At 72.2% G+C, this 22,577-nt stretch carries 15 protein-coding genes; 9 read left to right on the top strand and 6 right to left on the bottom strand.

Annotated elements, in window-relative coordinates:
- A partial coding sequence (locus tag CCN35_RS05700) for an alpha-1,4-glucan--maltose-1-phosphate maltosyltransferase (RefSeq protein ID WP_086791714.1) occupies window positions 1–1,811 on the bottom strand: 1,811 nt, incomplete at its 3' end.
- Window positions 1,812–2,149: 338 nt separating this feature from the next.
- Here CCN35_RS05700 and CCN35_RS05695 point away from each other — a divergent pair.
- The gene (locus tag CCN35_RS05695) at window positions 2,150–4,798 is read left to right on the top strand and encodes a glycosyltransferase family 1 protein (RefSeq protein WP_067397507.1); all 2,649 of its coding nucleotides are present in this window, start codon (window positions 2,150–2,152) and stop codon (window positions 4,796–4,798) included.
- 47 nt (window positions 4,799–4,845) lie between these two features.
- Here CCN35_RS05695 and CCN35_RS05690 read toward each other — a convergent pair whose 3' ends face one another.
- The 4 genes from CCN35_RS05690 to CCN35_RS05675 form a co-directional block, all read right to left on the bottom strand.
- Entirely contained in the window at window positions 4,846–5,364 is a 519-nt protein-coding gene (locus CCN35_RS05690; RefSeq protein ID WP_067397508.1) for a DUF1990 domain-containing protein, read from the bottom strand.
- A gap of 104 nt (window positions 5,365–5,468) precedes the next feature.
- Complete coding sequence (locus CCN35_RS05685; RefSeq protein ID WP_067397509.1) at window positions 5,469–7,127, bottom strand: M4 family metallopeptidase; 1,659 nt, start codon at window positions 7,125–7,127, stop codon at window positions 5,469–5,471.
- 613 nt (window positions 7,128–7,740) lie between these two features.
- Window positions 7,741–9,594 carry an ABC transporter ATP-binding protein gene (locus CCN35_RS05680; RefSeq protein WP_067397510.1) on the bottom strand — a complete coding sequence of 618 codons (1,854 nt, stop codon included), beginning with the start codon at window positions 9,592–9,594 and terminating at the stop codon, window positions 7,741–7,743.
- Window positions 9,591–11,639, bottom strand: coding sequence for an ABC transporter ATP-binding protein (locus CCN35_RS05675; RefSeq protein ID WP_245863019.1), 2,049 nt, complete (start codon window positions 11,637–11,639; stop codon window positions 9,591–9,593). The genes CCN35_RS05680 and CCN35_RS05675 overlap by 4 nt, the downstream gene beginning before the upstream one ends.
- 232 nt (window positions 11,640–11,871) lie before the next feature.
- On the opposite strand from CCN35_RS05675, the gene CCN35_RS05670 reads away from it, so the two are divergent.
- The 4 genes from CCN35_RS05670 to CCN35_RS05655 are packed head-to-tail and all read left to right on the top strand — an operon-like array spanning window position 11,872 to window position 15,486.
- On the top strand, window positions 11,872–12,795 hold the full coding sequence (locus CCN35_RS05670; protein ID WP_067397511.1) for an ABC transporter ATP-binding protein: 924 nt from the start codon (window positions 11,872–11,874) through the stop codon (window positions 12,793–12,795).
- The gene (locus tag CCN35_RS05665) at window positions 12,792–13,541 is read left to right on the top strand and encodes an ABC transporter permease (RefSeq protein ID WP_067397512.1); all 750 of its coding nucleotides are present in this window, start codon (window positions 12,792–12,794) and stop codon (window positions 13,539–13,541) included. The genes CCN35_RS05670 and CCN35_RS05665 overlap by 4 nt, the downstream gene beginning before the upstream one ends.
- A gap of 11 nt (window positions 13,542–13,552) precedes the next feature.
- Window positions 13,553–14,833 carry a sensor histidine kinase gene (locus CCN35_RS05660; RefSeq protein WP_067397513.1) on the top strand — a complete coding sequence of 427 codons (1,281 nt, stop codon included), beginning with the start codon at window positions 13,553–13,555 and terminating at the stop codon, window positions 14,831–14,833.
- An 8-nt stretch (window positions 14,834–14,841) separates the two neighbouring features.
- Window positions 14,842–15,486 (top strand): response regulator, encoded by a 645-nt coding sequence (locus CCN35_RS05655; protein WP_067397514.1) that lies wholly within the window; start codon window positions 14,842–14,844, stop codon window positions 15,484–15,486.
- A 62-nt stretch (window positions 15,487–15,548) separates the two neighbouring features.
- On the opposite strand, the gene glgX is transcribed toward CCN35_RS05655, so the two are convergent.
- Complete coding sequence (gene glgX / locus CCN35_RS05650; RefSeq protein WP_086791718.1) at window positions 15,549–17,891, bottom strand: glycogen debranching protein GlgX; 2,343 nt, start codon at window positions 17,889–17,891, stop codon at window positions 15,549–15,551.
- A 253-nt stretch (window positions 17,892–18,144) separates the two neighbouring features.
- Between glgX and CCN35_RS05645 the strand changes: the two genes are divergently transcribed.
- From CCN35_RS05645 to CCN35_RS05630, 4 genes are all read left to right on the top strand, one after another.
- Window positions 18,145–19,347 carry a L,D-transpeptidase gene (locus tag CCN35_RS05645; protein WP_067397567.1) on the top strand — a complete coding sequence of 401 codons (1,203 nt, stop codon included), beginning with the start codon at window positions 18,145–18,147 and terminating at the stop codon, window positions 19,345–19,347.
- A gap of 228 nt (window positions 19,348–19,575) precedes the next feature.
- Window positions 19,576–20,832 carry a L,D-transpeptidase gene (locus CCN35_RS05640; RefSeq protein ID WP_236560798.1) on the top strand — a complete coding sequence of 419 codons (1,257 nt, stop codon included), beginning with the start codon at window positions 19,576–19,578 and terminating at the stop codon, window positions 20,830–20,832.
- 73 nt (window positions 20,833–20,905) lie between these two features.
- The gene (locus CCN35_RS05635; protein WP_086791710.1) at window positions 20,906–21,673 is read left to right on the top strand and encodes an enoyl-CoA hydratase/isomerase family protein; all 768 of its coding nucleotides are present in this window, start codon (window positions 20,906–20,908) and stop codon (window positions 21,671–21,673) included.
- Between the two features lie 311 nt (window positions 21,674–21,984).
- The gene (locus CCN35_RS05630) at window positions 21,985–22,488 is read left to right on the top strand and encodes an ATP-binding protein (protein WP_067397516.1); all 504 of its coding nucleotides are present in this window, start codon (window positions 21,985–21,987) and stop codon (window positions 22,486–22,488) included.
- Window positions 22,489–22,577: the final 89 nt, after the last annotated feature.

The raw sequence follows: 22,577 nt of genomic DNA, 5'->3' as shown, positions 1-22,577 counted from the left end.
CGGCGGCGGATGTGGTTGAGGCGGGTGATCAGGGGGGTCAGGGTGCGGCCCTCGCGTTCGGCGGCCTCCCAGTCACGGGGCTTGAGCTGGTACTTCTCCGAGTCCAGGTACTCCTCGCTGCCCTCCCGCAACGGGGTGTTCTCGCACAGCTCGAAACCGCTGTAGATGCCCCAGGAGGGCGAGAGCGTGGCGGCCAGCACGGCCCGCGCCTCGAAGGCGGGCCGCCCGCCGTGCTGCAGATAGGCGTGCAGGATGTCGGGGGTGTTGACGAACAGATTGGGCCGCATGTACGCGGCCGCCTCCCCGGTCAGCTCGGTGAGGTACTCCGTCAGCTCCTGCTTGGTGTTGCGCCAGGTGAAATAGGTGTAGGACTGCTGAAAACCGATCTGCGCCAGGGTGTGCATCATCGCCGGCCGGGTGAACGCCTCGGCCAGGAAGATCACATCGGGATCGGCGGCGTTGATCTCGGCGATCACCCGCTCCCAGAACACCACCGGCTTGGTGTGCGGATTGTCCACCCGGAAGATCCGCACCCCGTGCGCCATCCAGTGCCGCAGCACCCGCACCGTCTCCGCCAGCAGCCCCTCGAAGTCGGCGTCGAAGGCTAGCGGATAGATGTCCTGGTACTTCTTGGGCGGATTCTCCGCGTACGCGATGCTGCCGTCGGGACGGTGACGGAACCACTGCGGATGCTTGTGCACCCACGGATGGTCCGGGGAGCACTGCAGGGCGAAGTCCAAGGCGATCTCCAGCCCCAGCTCCCGGGCCCGCTCCACGAACCAGTCGAAGTCCTCCAGGGTGCCCAGGGCGGGGTGGACGGCGTCGTGGCCGCCCTCGGGGGAGCCGATGGCCCAGGGCACCCCGACGTCGTCGGGGCCGGCGGTCAGGGAGTTGTTGCGGCCCTTGCGGAAGGTGGTGCCGATGGGGTGGATGGGCGGCAGGTAGACCACGTCGAAGCCCATCGCGGCGATCGCCGGCAGCCGGCGCGCGGCGGTGCGGAAGGTGCCGTGCGGCTGCTGGGGGGTGCCCTCGGAGCGGGGGAAGAACTCGTACCACGAGCCGTACAGGGCCCGCTCCCGCTCCACCAGCAGCGGCAGCGGCTCGGAGGCGGTCACCAGCTCCCGCAGCGGCCACCGCGCCAGCACCGCATCCACCTCCGGCGTCAACGCCCCCGCCAGCCGGGCGGCGGCCGGCCGGCTCTCGTCGCGCAGCGCCGCCACGGCGTCCAGGACCACCTTCTGGCCCTCGTCCTCCGGCACTCCGGCGGCGGCCCGCTCGTACAGCTGTGCGCCTTCCTCCAGGACGAGGTCGGTGTCCTGCCCGGCGGGAATCTTGATCTGCGCCTGGTGCCGCCAGGTGGTGACCGGGTCGCCCCAGGCCTCGACCGTGTACGTCCACAGACCGGGCTCGCCGGCGGTCACCTCGGCGCCCCAGCGGTCGGTGCCGGGGGCCAGCTCGCGCATCGGCGTCCAGGGACCCGGACGGCCCTCCGGGTCGCGCAGGACCACGTTCGCGGCCACCGCCTCGTGGCCCTCCCGGAAGACGGTGGCCGAGATCTGGAACGACTCCCCGGTCACCGCCTTGGCGGGCCTGCGGCCGTTCAGGACGATCGGGCGCACGTCCAGCACGGGGATCCGGCCCACGGCGGTGGCCCTGCCCGAGGGCCGCTTCGGGGCCGGGGCGGACCGCCGGCCGGAGCCGCGGGAGGACCCGGAGGAGGCACCGGGCCGGCCGGAAGCCGCCTGTGCGCTGCGTGCCGCGCCGCTCGCGCTGGTCGTCGGGGGTACTGCCGGATGGTGCTTGGCGGGCATGACCGCCTCCTGTCCGCGTCAACGAGGGTGTGGGCGGATGTCTGTGGGGAGGTCCTGCGAAGGTGTGCCTGAAGGGGGTACCGGTGAGCCTTCCCACCCTATTCGGGTGAGCAATCCGGCACCTTGTTAACTACTCACGCGTATGCCGACACACAAGACCGGCCGGTCCGAAACCGACGCCGACCGGTCCGGTCCGGACGCCGACCCGGTCCCTTCCGGGCACGGCACACCCGGTGGTGTCCACACCCAGCGGTGCCCGCTGCCGGGCCGGTACGGTTTTCAGTGTGACGGGGCGCACAGCGCAGTGCGTCCATCCAGCGAACGCGCCGAGGTGGCAAGTGAAGGCGATCCGTCGGTTCACCGTCCGTCCCGCTCTCCCCGAGCCCCTGCGCCCGCTCAGCGAGCTGGCACGCAATCTGCGCTGGTCCTGGCACGCCGAGACCCGTGACCTCTTCCAGTCCATCGACCCCGAGCACTGGGTCTCCTCGGGAGGCGACCCCGTACGGCTGCTCGGCAGCGTTCCCCCCGCGCGGCTGGCCGAGCTGGCCGAGGACCGCCGCTTCCTGCGCCGGCTGACCGCCGTCGCCGACGACCTGCACGACTACATGACCGGCGACCGCTGGTACCAGAGCCGGCCGGAGGGCCTGCCCGCCGCCATCGCGTACTTCTCGCCCGAGTTCGGCATCACGGCCGCGCTGCCGCAGTACTCCGGCGGCCTCGGCATCCTCGCCGGCGACCATCTGAAGGCGGCCAGCGACCTCGGCGTACCGCTGATCGGGGTCGGGCTGCTGTACCGGCACGGCTACTTCCGGCAGACCCTGTCCCGGGACGGCTGGCAGCAGGAGCACTACCCGGTCCTCGACCCCCACGAGCTGCCCGTCACCCTTCTGAAGGAACCCGACGGCACCCCGGCGCGGGTCCTGCTGGCCCTGCCCGGCGGCAGGGCCCTGCACGCCCGGATCTGGGTGGCCCAGATCGGCCGGATCCCGCTGCTGATGCTGGACTCCGACGTCGAGGAGAACGACCTGGGCGAGCGCGGGGTGACCGACCGGCTCTACGGCGGCGGCAGCGAGCACCGGCTGCTGCAGGAGATGCTGCTGGGCATAGGGGGAGTGCGGGCGGTGCGGGCGTACTGCCGGATCACCGGCCACCCCGACCCCGAGGTGTTCCACACCAACGAGGGCCACGCGGGCTTCCTCGGCCTGGAGCGCATCGCCGAGCTGTGCGCCCAGGGCCTGGACTTCGACGCGGCACTGGAGGCGGTGCGCGCGGGCACGGTCTTCACCACGCACACCCCCGTCCCGGCCGGCATCGACCGCTTCGACCGGGAACTGGTCGCCCGCCACTTCGGGCCCGACGCCGAGCTGCCGGGCATCGACGTCGAGCGGATCCTCCAGCTGGGCATGGAGACCTACCCGGGCGGCGAGCCGAACCTGTTCAACATGGCCGTGATGGGGCTCAGGCTGGCCCAGCGCGCCAACGGCGTCTCCCTGCTGCACGGAAAGGTCAGCCGGGAGATGTTCGCCGGTCTGTGGCCGGGATTCGACCCCGAGGAGGTGCCGATCACCTCCGTGACCAACGGCGTGCACGCCCCGACCTGGGTGGCCCCCGAGGTCTTCCGGCTCGGCGCCCGGCAGATCGGCCCCCACCGCACCGAGGACGCGCTGACCTCGGGCGGCTCCGAGCGCTGGGACGCCGTCGCCGACATCCCCGACCAGGTCATCTGGGACCTCCGCCGCGACCTGCGCGAACAGCTGGTCGCCGAGGTGCGCGCCCGGCTGCGGGCCTCCTGGCGGCAGCGCGGCGCGGGCACGGCCGAGCTGGGCTGGATCGACGACGTGTTCGACCCCGATGTGCTGACGATCGGCTTCGCCCGCCGGGTGCCGTCGTACAAGCGCCTGACGCTGATGCTGCGCGACCGCGACCGGCTGATGGACCTGCTGCTGCATCCCGAGCGGCCGGTGCAGATCGTGGTCGCGGGCAAGGCGCACCCGGCCGACGACAGCGGCAAGCGGCTCATCCAGGAGCTGGTCCGCTTCGCCGACGACCCGCGGGTGCGCCACCGGATCGTCTTCCTGCCGGACTACGGCATGGCGATGGCGCAGAAGCTCTACCACGGCTGCGACGTCTGGCTGAACAACCCGCTGCGCCCGCTGGAGGCGTGCGGCACCTCCGGCATGAAGGCCGCGCTCAACGGCTGCCTCAACCTCTCGGTGCTGGACGGCTGGTGGGACGAGTGGTACCAGCCCGACTTCGGCTGGGCCATCCCGACCGCGGACGGCGCCGGCTACGACCCCGACCAGCGCGACGACATCGAGGCCGCCGCACTGTACGACCTGCTGGAGCAGCGGATCGCCCCCCGCTTCTACGAGCGCGGCCGGGGCGGGCTGCCCGACCGGTGGATCGAGATGGTCCGCCAGACCCTGGCCCGGCTCGGCCCGAAGGTGCTGGCGAGCCGCATGGTCCGCGAGTACGTCGAACGGCTCTACGTCCCCGCCGCCCACGCCCACCGCGCCCTGGACCCGGACACGGCCCGTGAGTTCGCGCGGTGGAAGGCACGGGTGCGCAGCGCCTGGCACGAGGTGAAGGTCGACCATGTGGAGACCTCCTCCCCCGTCGCCGAACGCGCCGGGGAGTCCCTCTCCACGGCCACCGCCGAACTCGGCACCACCCTCGGTCTGCGGGTGCGCGTGGGCCTGGGCGGCCTCGGCCCGGACGACGTGGAGGTGCAGGTGGTCTCCGGGCGGGTGGACGAGGAGGACCGCATCACCGACGCCACCGCCGTCCCGCTGAAACCCGCGGGTGCCCCCGACCCCGACGGCCGCTGGGTCTACGAGGGCCCGCTCTCCCTGGACCGCACCGGTCCCTACGGCTACACGGTCCGCATCCTGCCCGCCCACCGCCTGATGGCCTCCAGTGCCGAGCTGGGCCTGGTGGCGACCCCCGCGGAGGGGACGGGCGAGGGAGCGGGGGTGCTGATGCGATAGCACGGCCGCGGGCAGTCGTACCGCCCGGGCGGCACGACTGCCCGCAGTCAAGGCTCGGGTATGCCGGCGCACAGCCTCCGCAGCACCGCGCCGCAGCGCCGGGCGAGCATGTGCTGCACTCCCCGGGTAGCCGCTCCCGCCGCCCGGGTGTACCACGCCGCCGGCCTGCTGAACGAACTGACCGTCAGCCACACGGTTCCGTCTCCCGTGCGGTTCACCACGAAGGCCTCTTCACCGCACGCCGGATGCCCCGGCAGTGTGCCGTAGGCCCACCCGGCGCGACGGTGTTCCTCGACCGTCCAGACCACCCGGCACGGTGCCCTGACGACCCCGGCGACGCTGACGGTGACGTCGACACCGGGCGCCGCCCGCTGTGCACTCGTGTCGATCTCCACTCCGAGAGCCCGGTGCATCTCCCAGGTCAGCACCGCCTCGGACGCCCGTCGGAACACCTCCGTGCCCTCGCCGATGCGCATGCGCATGTGCAGGGGGTGGAAGCCCGGCGGGCAGTGACCCTCTTCACGTGTCGCGCCGACTTCCTCGTAGGTGAAGTCCTCCGTAGACATGGGACCCAAGCCTAGGACGGCCCCCGGGACACGGGACACAAGCCCAGGACGGCCCCCGGAAAGGAGGTCCTTTCCGGGGGCCGTGCCCGTCGACTGCCCGTGGCTCAGGTGACGTTGACCGCGGTCCAGGCCGCCGCGACCGTGTTGTACTCGGTGCTGCCGGAGCCGTACAGCGCCGCCGCCGCGTTCAGGGTCGCCGTGCGGGCGCCCTTGTAGTTGGTGGTCGACGTCATGTACGTGGTCAGCGCCTTGTACCAGATCTGCAGCGCCTTGTCGCGGCCGATGCCGGTGATCCGGGAGCCGTCGTACGTCGGCGAGTTGTAGCTGACGCCGTTGATCGTCTTCGCGCCGCTGCCCTCCGCGAGGAGGTAGAAGAAGTGGTTCGCGACGCCGGACGAGTAGTGCACGTCCCTGTTGCCCACGCCGGAGGACCAGTAGTCGGCGGAGGCGCCGTCCTTGCTGGGCCTGTCCATGTAGCGCAGCGGGGTGCCGTTGCCGTTGATGTCGATCTTCTCGCCGATGAGGTAGTCACCGGGGTCGGAGGCGTTGTTGGCGTAGAACTCCACGCCGGTGCCGAAGATGTCGGAGGTGGCCTCGTTGAGGCCGCCGGACTCGCCGGAGTACCGCAGCCCCGCGGTGTAGGAGGTGAGGCCGTGGGACATCTCGTGACCGGCCACGTCCAGCGAGGTCAGCGGCTTGACGTTGCCCGCGCCGTCGCCGTAGGTCATGCAGAAGCAGCTGTCGGACCAGAAGGCGTTGATGTAGTTGTTGCCGTAGTGGACCCGTGAGTAGGCGGCCGTCCCGTTGTTCCTGATGCCGTTGCGGCCGAAGACGTTCTTGTAGAAGTCCCAGGTGACCTGGGCGCCGTAGGCGGCGTCGGCGGCGGCCGTCTGGTCGCTGCTGGAGCTGGAGGCGGTGCCGGTGCCCCACACGTCGTCCGCGTCGGTGAACAGGGTGCCGGTGCCGGAGGTGGCGCGGGCCAGGTTGTACGTCCGGTGGCCGCCGCGCGTGGTGTCGTACAGCTGGTACGTCGACCCCGACCGGGTGGTGGAGAGGGTGACGGTGCCCGAGTACAGGGTCCTGCCGACGCCGTTCACCACGCCCTGGTACTCGTAGAGCTTCTCGCCGGTGGTGGCGTCGGTGATGACGTGCAGTTCGTTCGGGGTGCCGTCCTCCTGGAAGCCGCCGACGACCGTCTCGTAGGCGAGGACCGGTGTGCCGTCGGCCGCCCAGATGACCTTGCGCGGGGCCTGGTCGGCGGTGGTGTTCTCCGAACCGGCCGCCCGGGCCAGGGTCACCGCCTGCTTCTCGGCCTTGGCGGCGGTGATCCTCGGCGTGAGCGTGTCCACCTCGATGGCCGCCTCGGTGGCCCTGGTGACGCCCTGGGTCCTGCCGGTCCTGGAGGTGTGGACGACCAGGTCGCCGCCGAGGACGGGCAGGCCGGCGTAGGTGCGCTCGTAGCGGGTGTGCACCGTGCCGTCGGCGTCCTTGACGACGTCTTTGACGACCAGCTTCTCCTGGGAGCCGAGGCCTATCTCCCGGGCGGTGCCGGAGGCGTCGGCCTGCGCCTGCCGGATCAGGGAGGTGCGCTCCGCGTCGGAGAGCAGGACGGGGGCGGCGGCGAGGGGAGCTGCGCCGGTGGAACCGGCCTGGGGCTGGGCCGAGGCGCCGGTGCTCAGACCGGTGCCGAGGAGGGCTGCGGTCGCGACGGCGGTGGCGAGGGCCAGGGCGGTGCGTCTGGGACGCGTGCAGCGGGGAGTCACACAAGCTCCTTACGTGGGGGTGTCCGGTCGGCGTGGGGGTGCCGGACCGGAACGGTGGTGGGGTGCAGTGCTCGTGCGGCGGTGCTGGAAGAGTGACACTACCGACGCGTACATGACAGAGCCTCCAGGTGATGTTGGCCGAAAAGTGACGGTCGGTTGGATGTTTCGGCGGGATGAACGGGCGGTGGTGCAGGGGAGTGAGGCTGCCGGAGTTGCACGTGGGCGGGGTGCTGCGGGGCCGGAGTGGGCGGCTTCCCGGTCTGCCGCCACCGTCGGAGCGCAGCGGAAGTTGGCCGAAAACGTCCGCTGTCCGGAGGTGGGTGTCCGGTATCCGGGCAGAAGGGGTGGGGTGGATGATCCCGCCTCAAATGCGCGAGCGTGCGGGAGAACACGCGCGCGGAGGAAGAGCGGGAAAGAGCGGGAGGGGCGGGAAGGAGGGGCCGGCCGGGTCGAGCCCGTCGGGCAGCCCCTGCACGATGTCGTCGGCCGCGGCCGTGTGCACCACCCGTGCCGCCTCGGCGTCCTCCGCGGTCCCGCCGCCGTCCGGTTCCGCAGGGGCCGGTTCCCGGGAGCCCGGACTCCGCGGAGTTCCGGTTCCGCGGAGTCCGGTTGCTCAGGCCAGGCTGTCCCGCCAGGCGCGGTGCAGACGGGCGAAGCGGCCCGTGCCGGCGATGAGGTCGGCCGGAGCGCCGTCCTCCACGATCCGGCCGTGCTCCATGACCAGCACCCGGTCGGCGATCTCCACCGTGGACAGACGGTGGGCGATCACCACGGCCGTACGCCCCTGCAGCACCGTGGCCATCGCACGCTGCACCGCCTGTTCGCCCGGGATGTCGAGCGAGCTGGTGGCCTCGTCGAGGATGAGCACGGACGGATCGGCGAGCAACGCCCGGGCGAAGGAGACCAGTTGGCGCTGGCCCGCGGAGATGCGGCCGCCCCGCTTGCGCACGTCCGTGTCGTAGCCTTCGGGCAGGGCGCTGATGAAGTCGTGGGCGCCGATCGCCTTCGCGGCCCGCTCGATCTCCTCACGGGTGGCGTCCGGACGGCCGATGGCGATGTTCTCGGCGACCGTGCCGGAGAACAGGAACGCCTCCTGCGTGACCATGACGACCCCGCGCCGCAGCTCGGGAACGGCCAGGTCGCGCAGGTCCACGCCGTCCAGCAGCACCCGGCCGTCGGTCGGGTCGTAGAAACGGGCGAGCAGCTTGGCCAGGGTCGACTTGCCCGCGCCGGTGGAGCCGACCACGGCGACGGTCTGGCCGGCCGGGATGGTCAGGTCGAAGCGGGGCAGCACCTCCCCGCCCGTGCGGTAGCCGAAGCGGACGCCGTCGAAGACCACCTCGCGGCCGGGCAGACCGGACTTCAGCGGCGGGAGCCGCTCGGGCACCGAAGGCTCCGGGACCGACGGGATCTGGGCCAGCAGACCCGCGATCTTCTCCAGGGAGGCCGCCGCCGACTGGTAGGAGTTGAGGAACATGCCCAGCCGGTCGATCGGGTCGTACAGCCGCCGCAGATACAGCACCGCCGCCGCCAGCACACCCAGCGCCAGCGAGCCGTCCGCCACCCGGTAGGCGCCCCACAGCACGACCAGCGCCACCGTGACGTTGGCGGTGATCCGCGAGCCGACGACATAGCGGGCCATCTCCAGCAGCGCATCGCCGTTGGTCCGCTCGTGCCGCCGGTTCAGCACCGCGAAGTCGGCGTCGTTGGCGGCCTCCCGGCGGAAGGCGCGCACCGGCCGGATGCCGTTCATCGTCTCGACGAACTTCACGATCACCGCCGCGATGGCCGTGGACCGCCTGCGGTACACCCGCCCCGCCCGCCGCCGGTAGGACCGCACGATCGCGTACAGCGGCACGAACGACGCCACCGCGACCGCGCCGAGCCCCAGGTCCAGCCAGAGCAGCAGCGTCAGGATGTAGACGGAGGACAGGGCGACCGTCACCAGCTCCTGCAGGCCCTCCTCCAGCAGCTCGCGCAGCGACTCGACGTCGGTGGTGGAGCGGGAGATGAGCCGGCCCGAGGTGTAGCGCTCGTGGAAGTCGATGCTGAGCGCCTGCGCGTGCCGGAAGATCCGGCCGCGCAGATCGAGCAGCACGTCCTGGCTGACCCGGGCGGAGACGATGATGAACGCGTACTGCAGCGCGCCGGACGCCGTGGCGCACAGCAGATAGCCCACCGCCACCGCGATCAGCGGCCCGTGGTCGTCGGCCCGGAACGCGGGCACCGCCCGGTCGATCGCGTACGCCACCAGCAGCGGACCGGCCTGCGCCGCCGCCTGCTGGAGCAGCAGCAACAGCGCGGCGAGGACGACGCGACCCCGCAGGGGGCGCAGCAGGGAACGCAGAAGTGCGCCGGTGGCGCCCGGGGGAGCGGGCAGGACGTCCCGGTCGAAGGGATCGCCGGCCTCCTCGGGCGACCGGTCGTCGTCCCGGTCCGGGGCGGGCGCGGTGGTGGTCGCCGTCATCGGATGTCCTCCTGTTCCGCCTGTTCCGTCCGCTCCGCCTGCCCCGCCGCCGGGGTGCCGGACATGAGGTGGGCGTACTCGGGGTTGGTGCGCAGCAGTTCGTGGTGGGTGCCGACGGCGGTGATCCGGCCGCCGGAGAGCAGGGCGACGCGGTCGGCCAGCAGGACCGTGGAGGGGCGGTGCGCCACGATCAGGGCCGTGGTGTCCGCGAGCACCCGGCGCAGCGCGGCCTCGACCGCGGCCTCCGTGTGCACGTCGAGCGCGGACAGCGGGTCGTCCAGCACCAGGAAGTCGGGCCGGCCGACCACGGCCCGGGCGAGCGCGAGACGCTGCCGCTGCCCGCCGGAGAGGCTGAGCCCCTGCTCGCCGACCTGGGTGTCCACGCCCTGCGGCAGCGTGTGCACGAAGTCGGCCTGCGCCACGCCGAGCGCCCGCTCCAGCTCCTTCCTCCCGGCGCCGTCCCCGGCACCCATCAGCACGTTCTCCTCGACCGTGGCCGAGAACAGCGTCGGCTCCTCGAAGGCGACGGCGACCCGTGAGCGCAGCTCCTCGCGGGACATGTCCCTGATGTCGACGCCGTCCAGGGTGATCCGCCCCGAGGTCACCTCGTACAGCCGCGGGATCAGGGCGGTCAGCGTGGTCTTGCCGCTGCCGGTCGCACCCACCAGGGCCAGGGACTCGCCGGGGCGGATGTGCAGGTCGACACGGTCGAGGACGGGCGGGGAACCGGCGGGGGCGTCGGGGTAGCGGAAGGTGACGCCGTGGAACCGCAGCCCTTCGCCGCCGCGGGCGGCGGACCGGGCGGCGGACCGGGCGGCAGGGGCCGGGGCACGGTCGCCGTCCTTCCTCGTTCCTGCGGCCTTCTCGGCACTCTCGGCTCTCTCGGCCCTCGCCGCCTCCTGGGCCTTCCGGGCTTCCCCGGCCCTCCCGTCCTCTTCGGGCCCCTCGGCTCCCTCGGCCTCCTCGGCCGCCTTGACTCTCCTGTCCTCTTCCTGTTCCTCCCGAGCGTCCATCACCTCGAAGTACCGCTCGGTGGCGGTGGCCGCCTCCTGGCTCATCGCCAGCAGGAACCCGATCGAGTCCACCGGCCAGCGCAGCGCGAGGGCCGTCGACAGGAACGCCACCAGCGTGCCCGCGGACAGGTCCCCGTCGGCCACCCGCACGACCCCGAGCACCAGCGCCGCCCCGATGGCCAGCTCCGGCAGCGTCACGATGACGCCCAGGATCGTGGCCAGCAGCCTGGCCTTGTGCAGCTCCGTGCCGCGCAGCCTCTCCGACAGCTCCCGGAACGCCCGCGCCTGACTGCGGTGCCGGCCGAACCCCTTGATGATGCGGATGCCGAGCACGCTCTCCTCGACGACCGTGGTCAGATCGCCGACCTGGTCCTGGGCGAGCCGTGCCGCCCTGGAGTACCGCTTCTCGAAGACCACGCAGGTGATCACCACCGGCACGGTCGGGATCAGGAGCACCAGCCCCAGCACCCAGTCCTGGACCAGCATGATGATCACGCCGACGAGGATCGTCACTCCGTTGACCAGGAGGAACGTCAGCGGGAAGGCCAGGAACATGCGCAGCAGCATCAGGTCCGTGGTGCCCCGGGACAGCAGCTGCCCGGACGGCCAGCGGTCGTGGAAGGCGATCGGCAGCCGCTGCAGATGCCGGTAGAGATCCGCCCGCATCGCCGCCTCGACACCCGACAGCGGCCGGGCCACCAGCCAGCGCCGGAACCCGAACAGCAGCGCCTCCGCCAGCCCGAGCAGCAGCAGGTACAGCGCACCGAGCCATACGCCCGCCGGGTCCCGGCCGGCGATCGGCCCGTCCACCATCCACTTCAGGACGAGCGGGATGACCAGCCCGACGCAGGAGGCGAGGATCGCGATGAAGGCGGCGGTGAACAGCCGCGCCCGCACGGGCCGTACGTACGGCCACAGCCGCAGCAGGGTGCGCACGGCGGAGCGGGCCTCGGAGGGGGCGGAGGAGGCGTCGCGGGGAGCTTCGGCGGACGCTTCGGCGGACGTTTCAGAGGGTGGGAGTGTCGTGGCCATCAGCAGTGAGCCTACGGATGGTTCCTTACACTTCCCACCGAGTTTTGACCGGGTCCGGCTCGTCCCGCAGTCCTACGACCTGCGCGGACGGCCGCTTCCGCGCCGAGCGCCCCCGGCCCGTCGTGCTCCCGGTCCCTCCAGGAGCCGTACCGCCGCATCAGCCGATCGGCCGATGCGTCCTCGAGCGAGACGGCCGATGCGCGACCGCCCCGCGTCCCGCGAGGCTGCTGCCATGCCCGTCATCGAAGTCACCGATCTGCGCAAGTCCTACGGCGGCCGGCCCGTGGTCGACGGCGTGTCCTTCACCGTCGAGGAGGGCGAGATCTTCGGGATCCTCGGCCCCAACGGCGCCGGCAAGACCACCACCGTCGAATGCGTCGAGGGCCTGCGCGTCCCCGACGCGGGACGGGTCCGCGTCGCCGGTCTCGACCCGGTCGCCGACCACGAGGAGGTCACCCGTGTCCTCGGCGCCCAGCTCCAGCGGAGCGAACTCCAGGACGCACTCACCGTCCGCGAGGCCCTGGAGCTCTACTCGTCCTTCCACCCGCGGCCCGCCGACTGGCGTCCGCTCGCCGAACGGCTCGGTCTCGCCCCGAAGCTGACCACCCGGTTCGGCAGGCTCTCCGGAGGCCAGAAACAGCGCCTGTTCATCGCGCTCGCCCTGGTCGGCGACCCCCGGGTGGTGGTGCTGGACGAGCTGACCACCGGCCTCGACCCGCGCGCCCGCCGTGACACCTGGCAGCTCATCGAGGACATCCGCGCGAACGGCGTCACCGTCCTGCTCGTCACCCACTTCATGGAGGAGGCCCAGCGGCTCTGCGACCGGATCGCGGTGATCGACAAGGGCCGGGTGGCCGCCCTGGACACCCCGGCCGGACTCGTCCGCCGCTCGACGGGCGCCACCGTCATCAGCTTCACCCCGTCCGCGCCGCTGGACGAGGACGAGGTGAACGCGCTGCCCGGCCTCGTCTCGGTCGAGCACCGGGGCCGCCGCATCACGCTGTCCGGCACGGACGAGACGGTCGACGCCGTCATCACCCTGCTCGCCCGCACCCGTGTCACCGCCCATCAGCTCCGGGTCACCGACGCCACCCTGGACGACGCGTTCCTGGACCTGACGGGGAGGCCCGGCCCAAACGAGGAGGTCACGGCATGACCGCCGCCGTGTTCAACACCGCCGTCCTGCGCACCGAGATCCGCCTCTTCCGGCGCGAGCCCGGCCACCTCTTCTGGATCCTGCTCTTTCCCGCCCTCCTGCTGGCGGTCCTCGGCGCCGTCCCGTTCTTCCGCACACCCGACCCGGCCCTCGGCGGGCTGCGCCCCGTCGACGCCTATGTGCCGGTGGCCGTCCTCCTCGGCCTGATCCTCGGCGGACTGCAGGGCATGCCGCAGACCCTCACCGGCTACCGCGAACGCGGCATCCTGCGCCGGATGTCCACCACACCGGTACGGCCCTCCGCGCTGCTGACCGCGCAGATGCTGGTCTTCGGCGGGGCCGCGCTGCTCTCCGCCCTGATCGCGCTCACGACCGGCCGGCTCGTCTACGGCGTGCGGCTCCCGCGGCACCCCTTCGGCTACCTCCTCGCCCTGCTGACGGCCGTGCTCGCCGTCCTGGCCCTGGGCGCCGTGATCTCCGCCCTGTCCCGCACGGCGCGGATCGCCGGCGCGGTCGGGTCGGCCGTGACGTTCCCGGCGATGTTCTGCGCGGGAGTGTGGCTGCCGGTGCAGGCCATGCCGGACCCATGGGCCCGCATCGCCGGCTGGACCCCGTTCGGCGCCGCCGCCCGGGCCCTGGACGCGGCCGCGGCGGGCGACTGGCCCGGCTGGGACCACCTGGGCGTTCCGGTCGTCTGGACGGTGGTGCTCACAGCGGCGGCCTCACGCTGGTTCCGCTGGGAGTGAGCACACCGGACATGCCCGACAATGGCGCCGTGACGGCGACGGTGACGAAGACGGCGACGCTCGACGAGCGGTGGGCGGTGTTCCACCGCTGGGGCCCGTACGCGCTGCTGCTGGCTGGCACCCTGGTCTCCTGGTCGGCCGCGGACGCGACCGGCATGACCGCCGGCGAGCGGTGGACGAGCGGTGCCCTGGTCGCCGGGGCCGCCGCCCTGCACCTGTGGTGGAACAGGGCGGCACGCACCCGTCCGGGACCGTGCGCGGCGAGCGTCTGGTACTACGCCGTCCGCTGGGCGATCGGCTTCGCCCTCACCTGGACGAACCCGCTGTTCGCCTTCTACGCGGCCATCGGCTACTTCGGCGTCGACCGCCTGCTGCCGCGACGGGCGCGCACGGCGGGCCTGTTCGCCACCGCCGTGACGGTCGCGGGTTCGCAGTCGGGCGGACTGCCGCCGAGCGGGGCCACGGGCTGGGCGCTCTTCGGCGCGGTCCTCGCCGTCAACGTCCTGCTGGTGGCCCTCTTCAGGCACTTCGGCGCGCTCGAGGAGGCCCGCACCCGTGCCCAGGCGGCGGCCATCGCCGAACTGGAGCGCACCAACGCGGCGTTGCAGCAGGCCCTCGACGAGAACGCCGCCCTGCACGCCCAGCTCCTGGTCCAGGCCCGGGAGGCGGGGATCGCCGACGAGCGCCGGCGGCTGGCCGCCGAGATCCACGACACCCTCGCCCAGGGCCTGACCGGCATCATCGCCCAGCTCCAGGCCGTGGCGAGCGCCCCGGACACGGCCACGGCCCGTGAGCACGTCGACCGCGCGCTCGACCTGGCCCGGCACAGCCTGGGCGAGGCCCGCCGCTCCGTGCACAACCTCGCCCCGGTCGCCCTGGCCGACGGCGGACTGCCGCAGGCGCTGGAGAAGACGGTGACGGAATGGGGCGAACGCACCGGCATACAGGCGCGGTTCACCACCACCGGGACCGTCGAGCCGCTCCACGACGAGGTGGCGGCCACCCTGCTGCGCATCGCCCAGGAGGCCCTGTCCAACACCGCACGGCACGCGCGGGCCACCCGGGTCGGTGTCACCCTCTCCTACATCGGTGACGAGGTCACCCTCGACATCCGCGACGACGGATGCGGCTTCGACCCGCTCGCCCTCCCCGCCCGCAGCCGCACCGGGGGCTTCGGCCTCGACGGCATGCGGGCCCGCGCCGAACGCATCGCCGGCTTCCTCGACGTCGAGTCCGAGCCCGGCCATGGCACGGCGGTGTCGGCTCGCGTACCGTTGGTCCGCCATGACTGAGGTCCGCCATGACTGATACGTCCGACGAGCCGCCCATTTCCCTGCTCATCGTCGACGACCATCCTGTCGTGCGGGACGGCCTGCGCGGCATGTTCGCCTCCGCGCCCGGCTTTTGTGTGCTCGGCGAGGCGGCGAACGGCGTGGAGGCGCTGGAACGGGCCGCCGCCCTCGACCCGGATGTGATCCTCATGGACCTGCGCATGCCGGGCGGCGGGGGAGTGGACGCCATCCGGGAACTGTCCCGCCGGGGCTCCCGCGCCAAAGTGCTCGTGCTCACCACGTACGACACGGACTCCGACACCCTCCCCGCGATCGAGGCGGGCGCGACCGGCTACCTGCTGAAGGACGCTCCGCGCGAGGAGCTGTTCACCGCCGTCCGAGCCGCCGCGGAGGGCCGTACGGTGCTCTCCCCGGCCGTGGCCTCCCGGCTGGTCTCCGCGGTCCGCGCACCCGCCCTCGGCTCTCTCTCCGCGCGGGAACGCGAGGTCCTCGCCCTGGTCGCCAAGGGCACCTCCAACCGGGAGATCGCCCGTGAGCTCTTCATCAGCGAGGCCACCGTGAAGACCCATCTCACCCACCTGTACGCCAAGCTCGGCGTCAAGGACCGCGCGGCGGCGGTCGCGGCGGCGTACGAGCGGGGGATTCTCGGTTAGCCCGCCCGGCCGTCCGGCCGCCGGCCCGGGGCCACCCGTGCGCCGAGCGGCCCGCCGTCCTGTCAGCCCGCCGGCCCGTCGGCCGGTGCGCCGGTGCGCCGGTCCGCGACCCTGAGCAGCAGGACGGACCTGGCGGGCACCGTGATCGTCGTGCCCGAGGCGTGGAACACGCCCGGCGGCCGTGCCTGCTCCTCCCGCGAGGTGTCCACGACCACCTCGTAGCACTCCGCCCACGGCGGCCCCGGCAGGACGAAGTCCACCGGATGCTCCCCGGCGTGCAGAACGGCCAGGAAGCTGTCGTCGACGACCGGGACGCCGCGCTCGTCACGGCCCGGGATGTCCCGGCCGGAGAGATACATGCCCAGGGTGGCGGCGGGGGCGTACCAGTCGCCCTCCGTCATCTCCGTGCCGTGCGGGGTGAACCAGGCCAGGTCCCGCAGCCCGCTCGCCGACTGCGCACGCCCGGAGAAGAACGCGCGGCGGCGCAGCACGGGATGCCGCCGGCGCAGCGCGATCAGCCGGGCGGTGAGCTCGTACAGCTCCCGCCAGCCGGGGTCCTCCAGCAGGCTCCAGTCCAGCCAGCTGATCTCGTTGTCCTGGCAGTAGGCGTTGTTGTTGCCGCCCTGGGTGCGGCCCATCTCGTCACCGGCGACCAGCATCGGCACGCCCGTGGACAGCAGCAGCGTGGTCATCAGGTTCCGCAGCTGCCGGCGCCGCAGCGCACGGATCGACTCGTCGTCGGTCTCGCCCTCCGCGCCGCAGTTCCAGGAGCGGTTGTCGTCGGTGCCGTCCCGGTTGTCCTCGCCGTTGGCCTCGTTGTGCTTGACGTTGTACGACACCAGGTCCCGCAGGGTGAAGCCGTCGTGCGCGGTGACGTAGTTGACGGAGGCGCAGGGGCGGCGGCCGTTCCAGGCGTACAGGTCGCTGGAGCCGGACAGGCGGTAGCCCATCTCCCGCACGTCCGGCAGGGCGTGCCGCCAGAAGTCGCGCACGGTGTCGCGGTAGCGGTCGTTCCACTCCGCCCACGGCGGAGGGAAGGCGCCCACCTGGTAGCCGCCCGCGCCGACGTCCCACGGCTCGGCGATCAGCTTCACCCGGCGCAGCACCGGGTCCTGGGCGACGACCGCGAGGAACGGGGAGAACATGTCCACGTCGTGCATGGAGCGGGCCAGGGCCGCCGCCAGGTCGAAGCGGAAGCCGTCCACGCCCATCTCGGTCACCCAGTAGCGCAGCGAGTCGGTGATCAGGCGCAGCACATGCGGCTGGACCACGTGCAGGGTGTTGCCGCAGCCGGTGTAGTCGGCGTACCGGCGCGGGTCCGCCTGCGGACGGTAGTAGCGCCGGTTGTCGATGCCCTTCAGGGACAGCGTGGGGCCGTACTCGTTCGCCTCCGCCGTGTGGTTGTAGACCACGTCGAGGATCACCTCGATGCCGGCCGCGTGCAGCGCGCGCACCATCCGCTTGAACTCGCCCACCTGCTGACCGGTGGTGCCGGAGGCGGAGTACGCCGCGTGCGGGGCGAAGTAGCCGATGGAGTTGTAGCCCCAGTAGTTCCTCAGGCCGCGGCGCAGCAGATGGTCCTCGTGCGCGAACTGATGCACCGGCAGCAGCTCCACGGCCGTCACGCCCAGCTTCACCAGGTGCTCGATCGCCGCCGGGTGGGCCAGGCCGGCATAGGTGCCCCGCAGTTCCTCCGGGACTCCCGGGTGCCGCCGGGTGAAGCCGCGCACATGCAGCTCGTAGATCACCGAGTCGGCCCACGGCGTCCTGGGCCGGCGGTCGTCGGACCAGTCGTCGTCGTCATGGACGACGACGCCCTTGGGCACGTACGGCGCCGAGTCCCGCTCGTCGCGCACGGTGTCCGCCACCGACTGGTCGGGCCAGTCCCGCACGTGCCCGTACACCTCGGGGGGCATCCGGAACTCGCCGTCCACCGCGCGTGCGTACGGGTCGAGCAGCAGCTTGGCCGGGTTCCAGCGGGCGCCGGTCCACGGGTCCCAGCGGCCGTGCACCCGGTAGCCGTAACGCTGCCCCGGCATCACGCCGGGGACGAAACCGTGCCAGATCTCGTGCGTCACCTCGGTGAGGCGGGCGCGGGTCTCCCTGCCCGACTCGTCGAACAGACACAGCTCGACCGCCTCCGCCCCGCCCGCCCACAGGGCGAAGTTGGTGCCCGCCACCCCGTCCGGGCCGACCCGGAAACGGGCGCCCAGGGGGGCCGGCGCACCCGGCCACACGGGCACGCCGGGCGGCTGTGCGGTGCGGAGGGCGCCGTTCACGGCGGGGGACGGCCGGTCCCCCCGGACGGCGTGCCGGTCCCCGGCGGCCCGCGCCGTGGCGGTGGTGCATCCGTCCCCGGTGACGTGTCGGCCCGCCACCGCCTCCTGCTCGGCTGCGCTGGACACCTGGTCGCCCCTTTTTCGGTTCTCGCGGCTCTTGTGGTCCTTGCGGCTGCTGCGGTCCCCGCAGCTTCCTCCGCTCCGGTCCGCTCCTCCCTGCGGCCGGTTCCCGGGCACGGCTCCTTGTCGCGCGGTCCTCCCCACTGTTCTGCCCACGGCGTGCCCCGCACTCACGTTTCCCCGGGCGGACCCGGTCGTTGGGCAGCCCGTGAGGCATGCAACTGGGTGCGCACGGCGCGCACGGCGCTCGGGAGCCGTGCTGGCCGCCGTATTGGCATGGGCAGGACTGCTGGCCGGGGTCGCCGGCTGCACCTCGGGCGGCGCCCGGGGGATCGACCGGTTCTTCGACAGGCCCCGGGCGGCCGAAGAGGTCGTCAAGGTCTCGCCGGACGACGGCAGCAAGGGCGTCGGGCCCGGCGAGAAGCTGCGGGTACGGGTGACCGGCGGGCGTCTGAGGTCCGTCACGGTCGTCAAGTCCCAGGACGCGCAGGACACCCCGGTGCCCGGTCGCTTCTCCCGCGACCGCACGGTCTGGCAGCCCGACGACGACCGGCTGGCCCTCGCCGCCACGTACACCGTCGCCGTGGTGGCCGACGACGAGGACGGGCGCCGTGTCACCCGGCGCACCACCTTCGCCACACTGGTCCCCGAGAAGCGCTTCATCGGCTACGTCACCCCGGAGGACCGCTCCGTCGTGGGCACCGGGATGATCGTCTCACTGGCCTTCAACCGGCCGATCACCCACCGAGCCGCCGTGGAGCGGGCCGTCCGCGTCACCGCCGATCCGCCGGTCGAGATCCGTCCGCACTGGTTCGGCGCGAGCCGGCTCGACTACCGCCCCCGTGAGTTCTGGAAGCCGGGCACCCGGGTCACCGTCGACCTGCGGCTGAGGGACGTCGAGGGGGCACCCGGCGTCTACGGGCTGCAGTCCAAGATCTTCTCCTTCACCGTCGGCCGCAGCCAGATCTCCGTGGTCGACGCCGCCGCCCACACCATGGAGGTGCGCCGCAACGGCCGGCTGCTCGCCACCCTTCCCGTCACCGCCGGGGCACCGGAGCACGCCACGTACAACGGGACGATGGTGGTGATGGAGATGCACGAGACGACCCGGATGAACGGGGCGACGGTCGGCTTCTTCGACGCCGACGGCAAGAGCGAGTACGACGTCCCCGACGTCCCGCACGCCCTGCGGCTCACCCACTCCGGCACCTTCCTGCACGGCAACTACTGGTCGTCCCCGGACACCTTCGGCCGCAGGAACGTCACCCACGGCTGCGTGGGACTGAGGGACGTCAAGGGCGGCGGGACCGACACCCCGGCGGCCTGGTTCTTCGACCGCAGCCTCGTCGGCGACGTCGTCCGGGTCGTCAACAGCGACGACAGGACGGTCGCCCCCGACAACGGCCTCGGCGGATGGAACATGGACTGGGAGCAGTGGAAGGCGGGCAGCGCGGCCGGGTGACCGGTGATCGTGAGTGATCGTCGGACGAGCGGTGAGTGAGCGGGCCGGGCGGGGCACGGGGCCCGCTCCCGCCCTCCGTCCGGCGGCCGCCGGAGCCGGGACCGAACTTGGGACTGAACAGTGACAATCGGCTGGCAGTCCGCCCCTGACCTTGTGGTTACTATGCGGCTCAGTGCGCGAAGGCGCGCCGGGGAGCGGGGCCGGCAGGCCCGGGGAGGGGAGAAGAGCGTGAACGTTCGGCCGATAGCGAGGACGTCGGCGGACGCGCGGGGACGACGGGGGAGCAGGCGGCTGCTGGCGCTGGTCTCCGGAGTGCTGGTCCTCGCCGTCACCGCGTGCGGCGGCAACGCCGCGGGCGAGACAGAGGGGAAGGGCAGGGACACGGACTCCGGCACGGTCCGGAGCAAGCAGTCGCAGGCGGTCGTGACCATCGCGCCCGAGGACGGCGCCAAGTCCGTGGACACCAGCGGCACCCTCAAGGTCGGCGTGAGCAAGGGCAAACTCACCCGAGTCGTCGTCAAGGACCCCGAGGGAACCGAGATTCCCGGGAAGCTGTCCGGCGACGGCACCTCCTGGACGCCGAGCAGGCACCTGGCCACCTCCACCACGTACACGGTCCACGCGGTGGCCAAGGACTCCGAGGGCGTCGAGACGACCAGGAAGTCCCGCTTCACCACGCTGACCCCGAAGAACACCTTCACCGCCCACTTCACCCCCGAGGACGGCTCCACCGTCGGCGTCGGGATGCCGTTCTCGCTCCGCTTCACCCGGGGCATCACGGCACCGGAGGCCGTCGAGAAGGCGATCGAGATCAAGACCGAGCCGCCCGTCGAGGTCGCCGGCCACTGGTTCGGCAACGACCGCCTCGACTTCCGCCCCGAGCACTACTGGAAGGCCGGCACCAAGGTCACCGTCAGGCTCGACCTGGACGGCGTCGAGGGCCGCCCCGGCGTCTACGGCAAGCAGTCCAGGACCGTCTCCTTCACCATCGGCCGCAACCAGGTCTCCGTGGTCGACGCCAAGAAGCTCACGATGAAGGTCATGCGGGACGGCAAGGTCATCAGGACCATCCCCGTCACCACCGGCGCACCGGGCACCGAGACCTGGAACGGCCAGATGGTCATCAGCGAGAAGCTGAAGGTCACCCGGATGAACGGGGCGACGGTCGGCTTCGTCGGCGCCGACGGCAAGAGCGAGTACGACATCCCCGACGTGCCGCACGCGATGCGCCTGACCACCTCCGGCACCTTCCTCCACGGCAACTACTGGAGCGGCGACGCCTTCGGCAACTACAACGCCAGCCACGGCTGCATCGGCCTGCGCGACGTACGCGGCGGCTACGACAAGAACACGCCCGCGGCCTGGTTCTACAACCAGTCGATGATCGGCGACGTGGTGATCGTCAAGAACTCCCGCGACCGGACGGTGGCCCCGGACAACGGGCTCAACGGCTGGAACATGTCCTGGGAGGAGTGGAAGGCGTAACGCGCCGCGACGCCGGCCCGGTGTGACCGACCGCACCGGGCCGGCCGCCGTTAGTCCCCGTTAACCTGCTCCCATGACCGTATCTCTCGAAGTCGCCGAGGGCGTCGGCACGCTGCGCCTGAACCGCCCGCCCCTGAACGCGCTCGACATCGCCACCCAGGACCGGCTCAAGGAGCTCGCCGAGGAGGCCACCCGCCGCGAGGACGTGCGCGCCGTGGTGATCTACGGCGGCGAGAAGGCGTTCGCGGCCGGCGCGGACATCAAGGAGATGCAGGTGATGGACCACACGGCGATGGTCCTGCGCGCCCGCGCCCTGCAGGACTCCTTCACCGCCGTGGCCCGCATCCCCAAGCCGGTGGTCGCCGCCATCACGGGTTACGCGCTCGGCGGCGGCTGCGAGCTCGCGCTCTGCGCGGACTACCGCATCGCCGCGGAGAACGCCAAGCTCGGCCAGCCGGAGATCCTGCTCGGTCTCATCCCCGGCGCGGGCGGCACCCAGCGGCTGGCCCGGCTGATCGGCCCCTCCAAGGCCAAGGACCTCATCTTCACCGGCCGTCAGGTCAAGGCCGACGAGGCCCTCGCGCTGGGCCTGGTGGACCGTGTGGTGGCGCCCGACCAGGTCTACGCCGAGGCGCACGCCTGGGCCGCCAGGCTGGCCCAGGGGCCGGCGATCGCGCTGCGCGCCGCCAAGGAGTCGATCGACACCGGTCTGGAGACCGACATCGAGACCGGACTCGCCGTGGAGCGCAACTGGTTCGCCGGTCTGTTCGCCACGGAGGACCGCGAGCGCGGCATGCGCAGCTTCGTGGAGGAGGGCCCCGGCAAGGCGAAGTTCCTGTAGCGCCCTGCGGTTCCCTCTTTCGGGGACTTGCAATTGACGCGATGTCTGATCCGGGTCCCTCGGCCGGGCGGTTTGTGGCAGCCTGGACGCAGCCGTGAACGCGTCTCGCCGAGGGAGCCGGTCGATTGCCGCCAGCCCACCCGTCTGGTCCGTCTGATCCGTTCGATCCGTCCGTGCAGGTCAGCCGGGGCATACCTGGGTCCGAGGACGCGTCGGCATATGCCGCGCGAAAGATGCACCCAAGGGGCGCCCAGGGGGCGTATTCGCCCATGATTGTCCCGGAGGAGGACGGGGACGGCCATCATGGGGGCATGGCGGGGCTGGAGAACATCGAACAGCCGCGGACGCAGCCGCGTACGGCCGCGGCGCGCTGGTCGCCCGCGGTCGAGGACGAACGCGCGTACAAGGCGCTGGAGTTGTACGGCAACCCGGCGGAGGAGGAGGTCTCGCTGCCGTCCCTCCCCGAGTCCGCCGCCCTCGCCCGCCGGCTCGCCCAGGTCGTCGTCCTGCGGCAGTGGGGACTGTCGCCCAAGATGGTCGAGGACACCGTCCTGCTCGTCTCCGAACTCGTGGGCAACGCCGTACGGCACACCGGCGCCCGGACCTTCATGCTGCGGATGCGCCGCCGTCGCGGCTGGATCCGTGTCGAGGTCCGCGACCCCTCCCGCGGCCTGCCGTGCCTGATGCCGGTGCAGGAGATGGACGTCAGCGGACGCGGTCTGTTCCTCGTCGACAAGCTGTCCGACCGCTGGGGAGTCGATCTGCTGCCGCGCGGCAAGACGACATGGTTCGAGATGCGGGTGGGCGACCGCTGACAGAAGCGGCCCGCAGCGGGCGGTGCGCCTCCGGCCCGTGGAAGACACCGGAGCCGTGGAGGAGAGCCACGCCGAGGATTTTTACCCCC

The sequence above is a fragment of the Streptomyces thermovulgaris genome (genome assembly GCF_002155915.1).
Taxonomy (GTDB): Bacteria; Actinomycetota; Actinomycetes; order Streptomycetales; family Streptomycetaceae; genus Streptomyces; species Streptomyces thermovulgaris.
The sequence above is the reverse complement of the archived record's forward strand: the minus strand, read 5'-3'. Positions and strand labels throughout refer to the sequence as shown.

Excerpts from the sequence above, each read along its gene's own strand:
- CCN35_RS05690 (WP_067397508.1), bottom strand. The coding sequence starts at position 5,364 with ATGTCTACGGAGGACTTCACCTACGAGGAAGTCGGCGCGACACGTGAA.
- CCN35_RS05680 (WP_067397510.1), bottom strand. The coding sequence starts at position 9,594 with ATGACGGCGACCACCACCGCGCCCGCCCCGGACCGGGACGACGACCGG.
- CCN35_RS05675 (WP_245863019.1), bottom strand. The coding sequence starts at position 11,639 with ATGGCCACGACACTCCCACCCTCTGAAACGTCCGCCGAAGCGTCCGCC.
- CCN35_RS05670 (WP_067397511.1), top strand. The coding sequence starts at position 11,872 with ATGCCCGTCATCGAAGTCACCGATCTGCGCAAGTCCTACGGCGGCCGG.
- CCN35_RS05665 (WP_067397512.1), top strand. The coding sequence starts at position 12,792 with ATGACCGCCGCCGTGTTCAACACCGCCGTCCTGCGCACCGAGATCCGC.
- CCN35_RS05660 (WP_067397513.1), top strand. The coding sequence starts at position 13,553 with ATGCCCGACAATGGCGCCGTGACGGCGACGGTGACGAAGACGGCGACG.
- CCN35_RS05655 (WP_067397514.1), top strand. The coding sequence starts at position 14,842 with ATGACTGATACGTCCGACGAGCCGCCCATTTCCCTGCTCATCGTCGAC.
- CCN35_RS05635 (WP_086791710.1), top strand. The coding sequence starts at position 20,906 with ATGACCGTATCTCTCGAAGTCGCCGAGGGCGTCGGCACGCTGCGCCTG.
- CCN35_RS05630 (WP_067397516.1), top strand. The coding sequence starts at position 21,985 with ATGGCGGGGCTGGAGAACATCGAACAGCCGCGGACGCAGCCGCGTACG.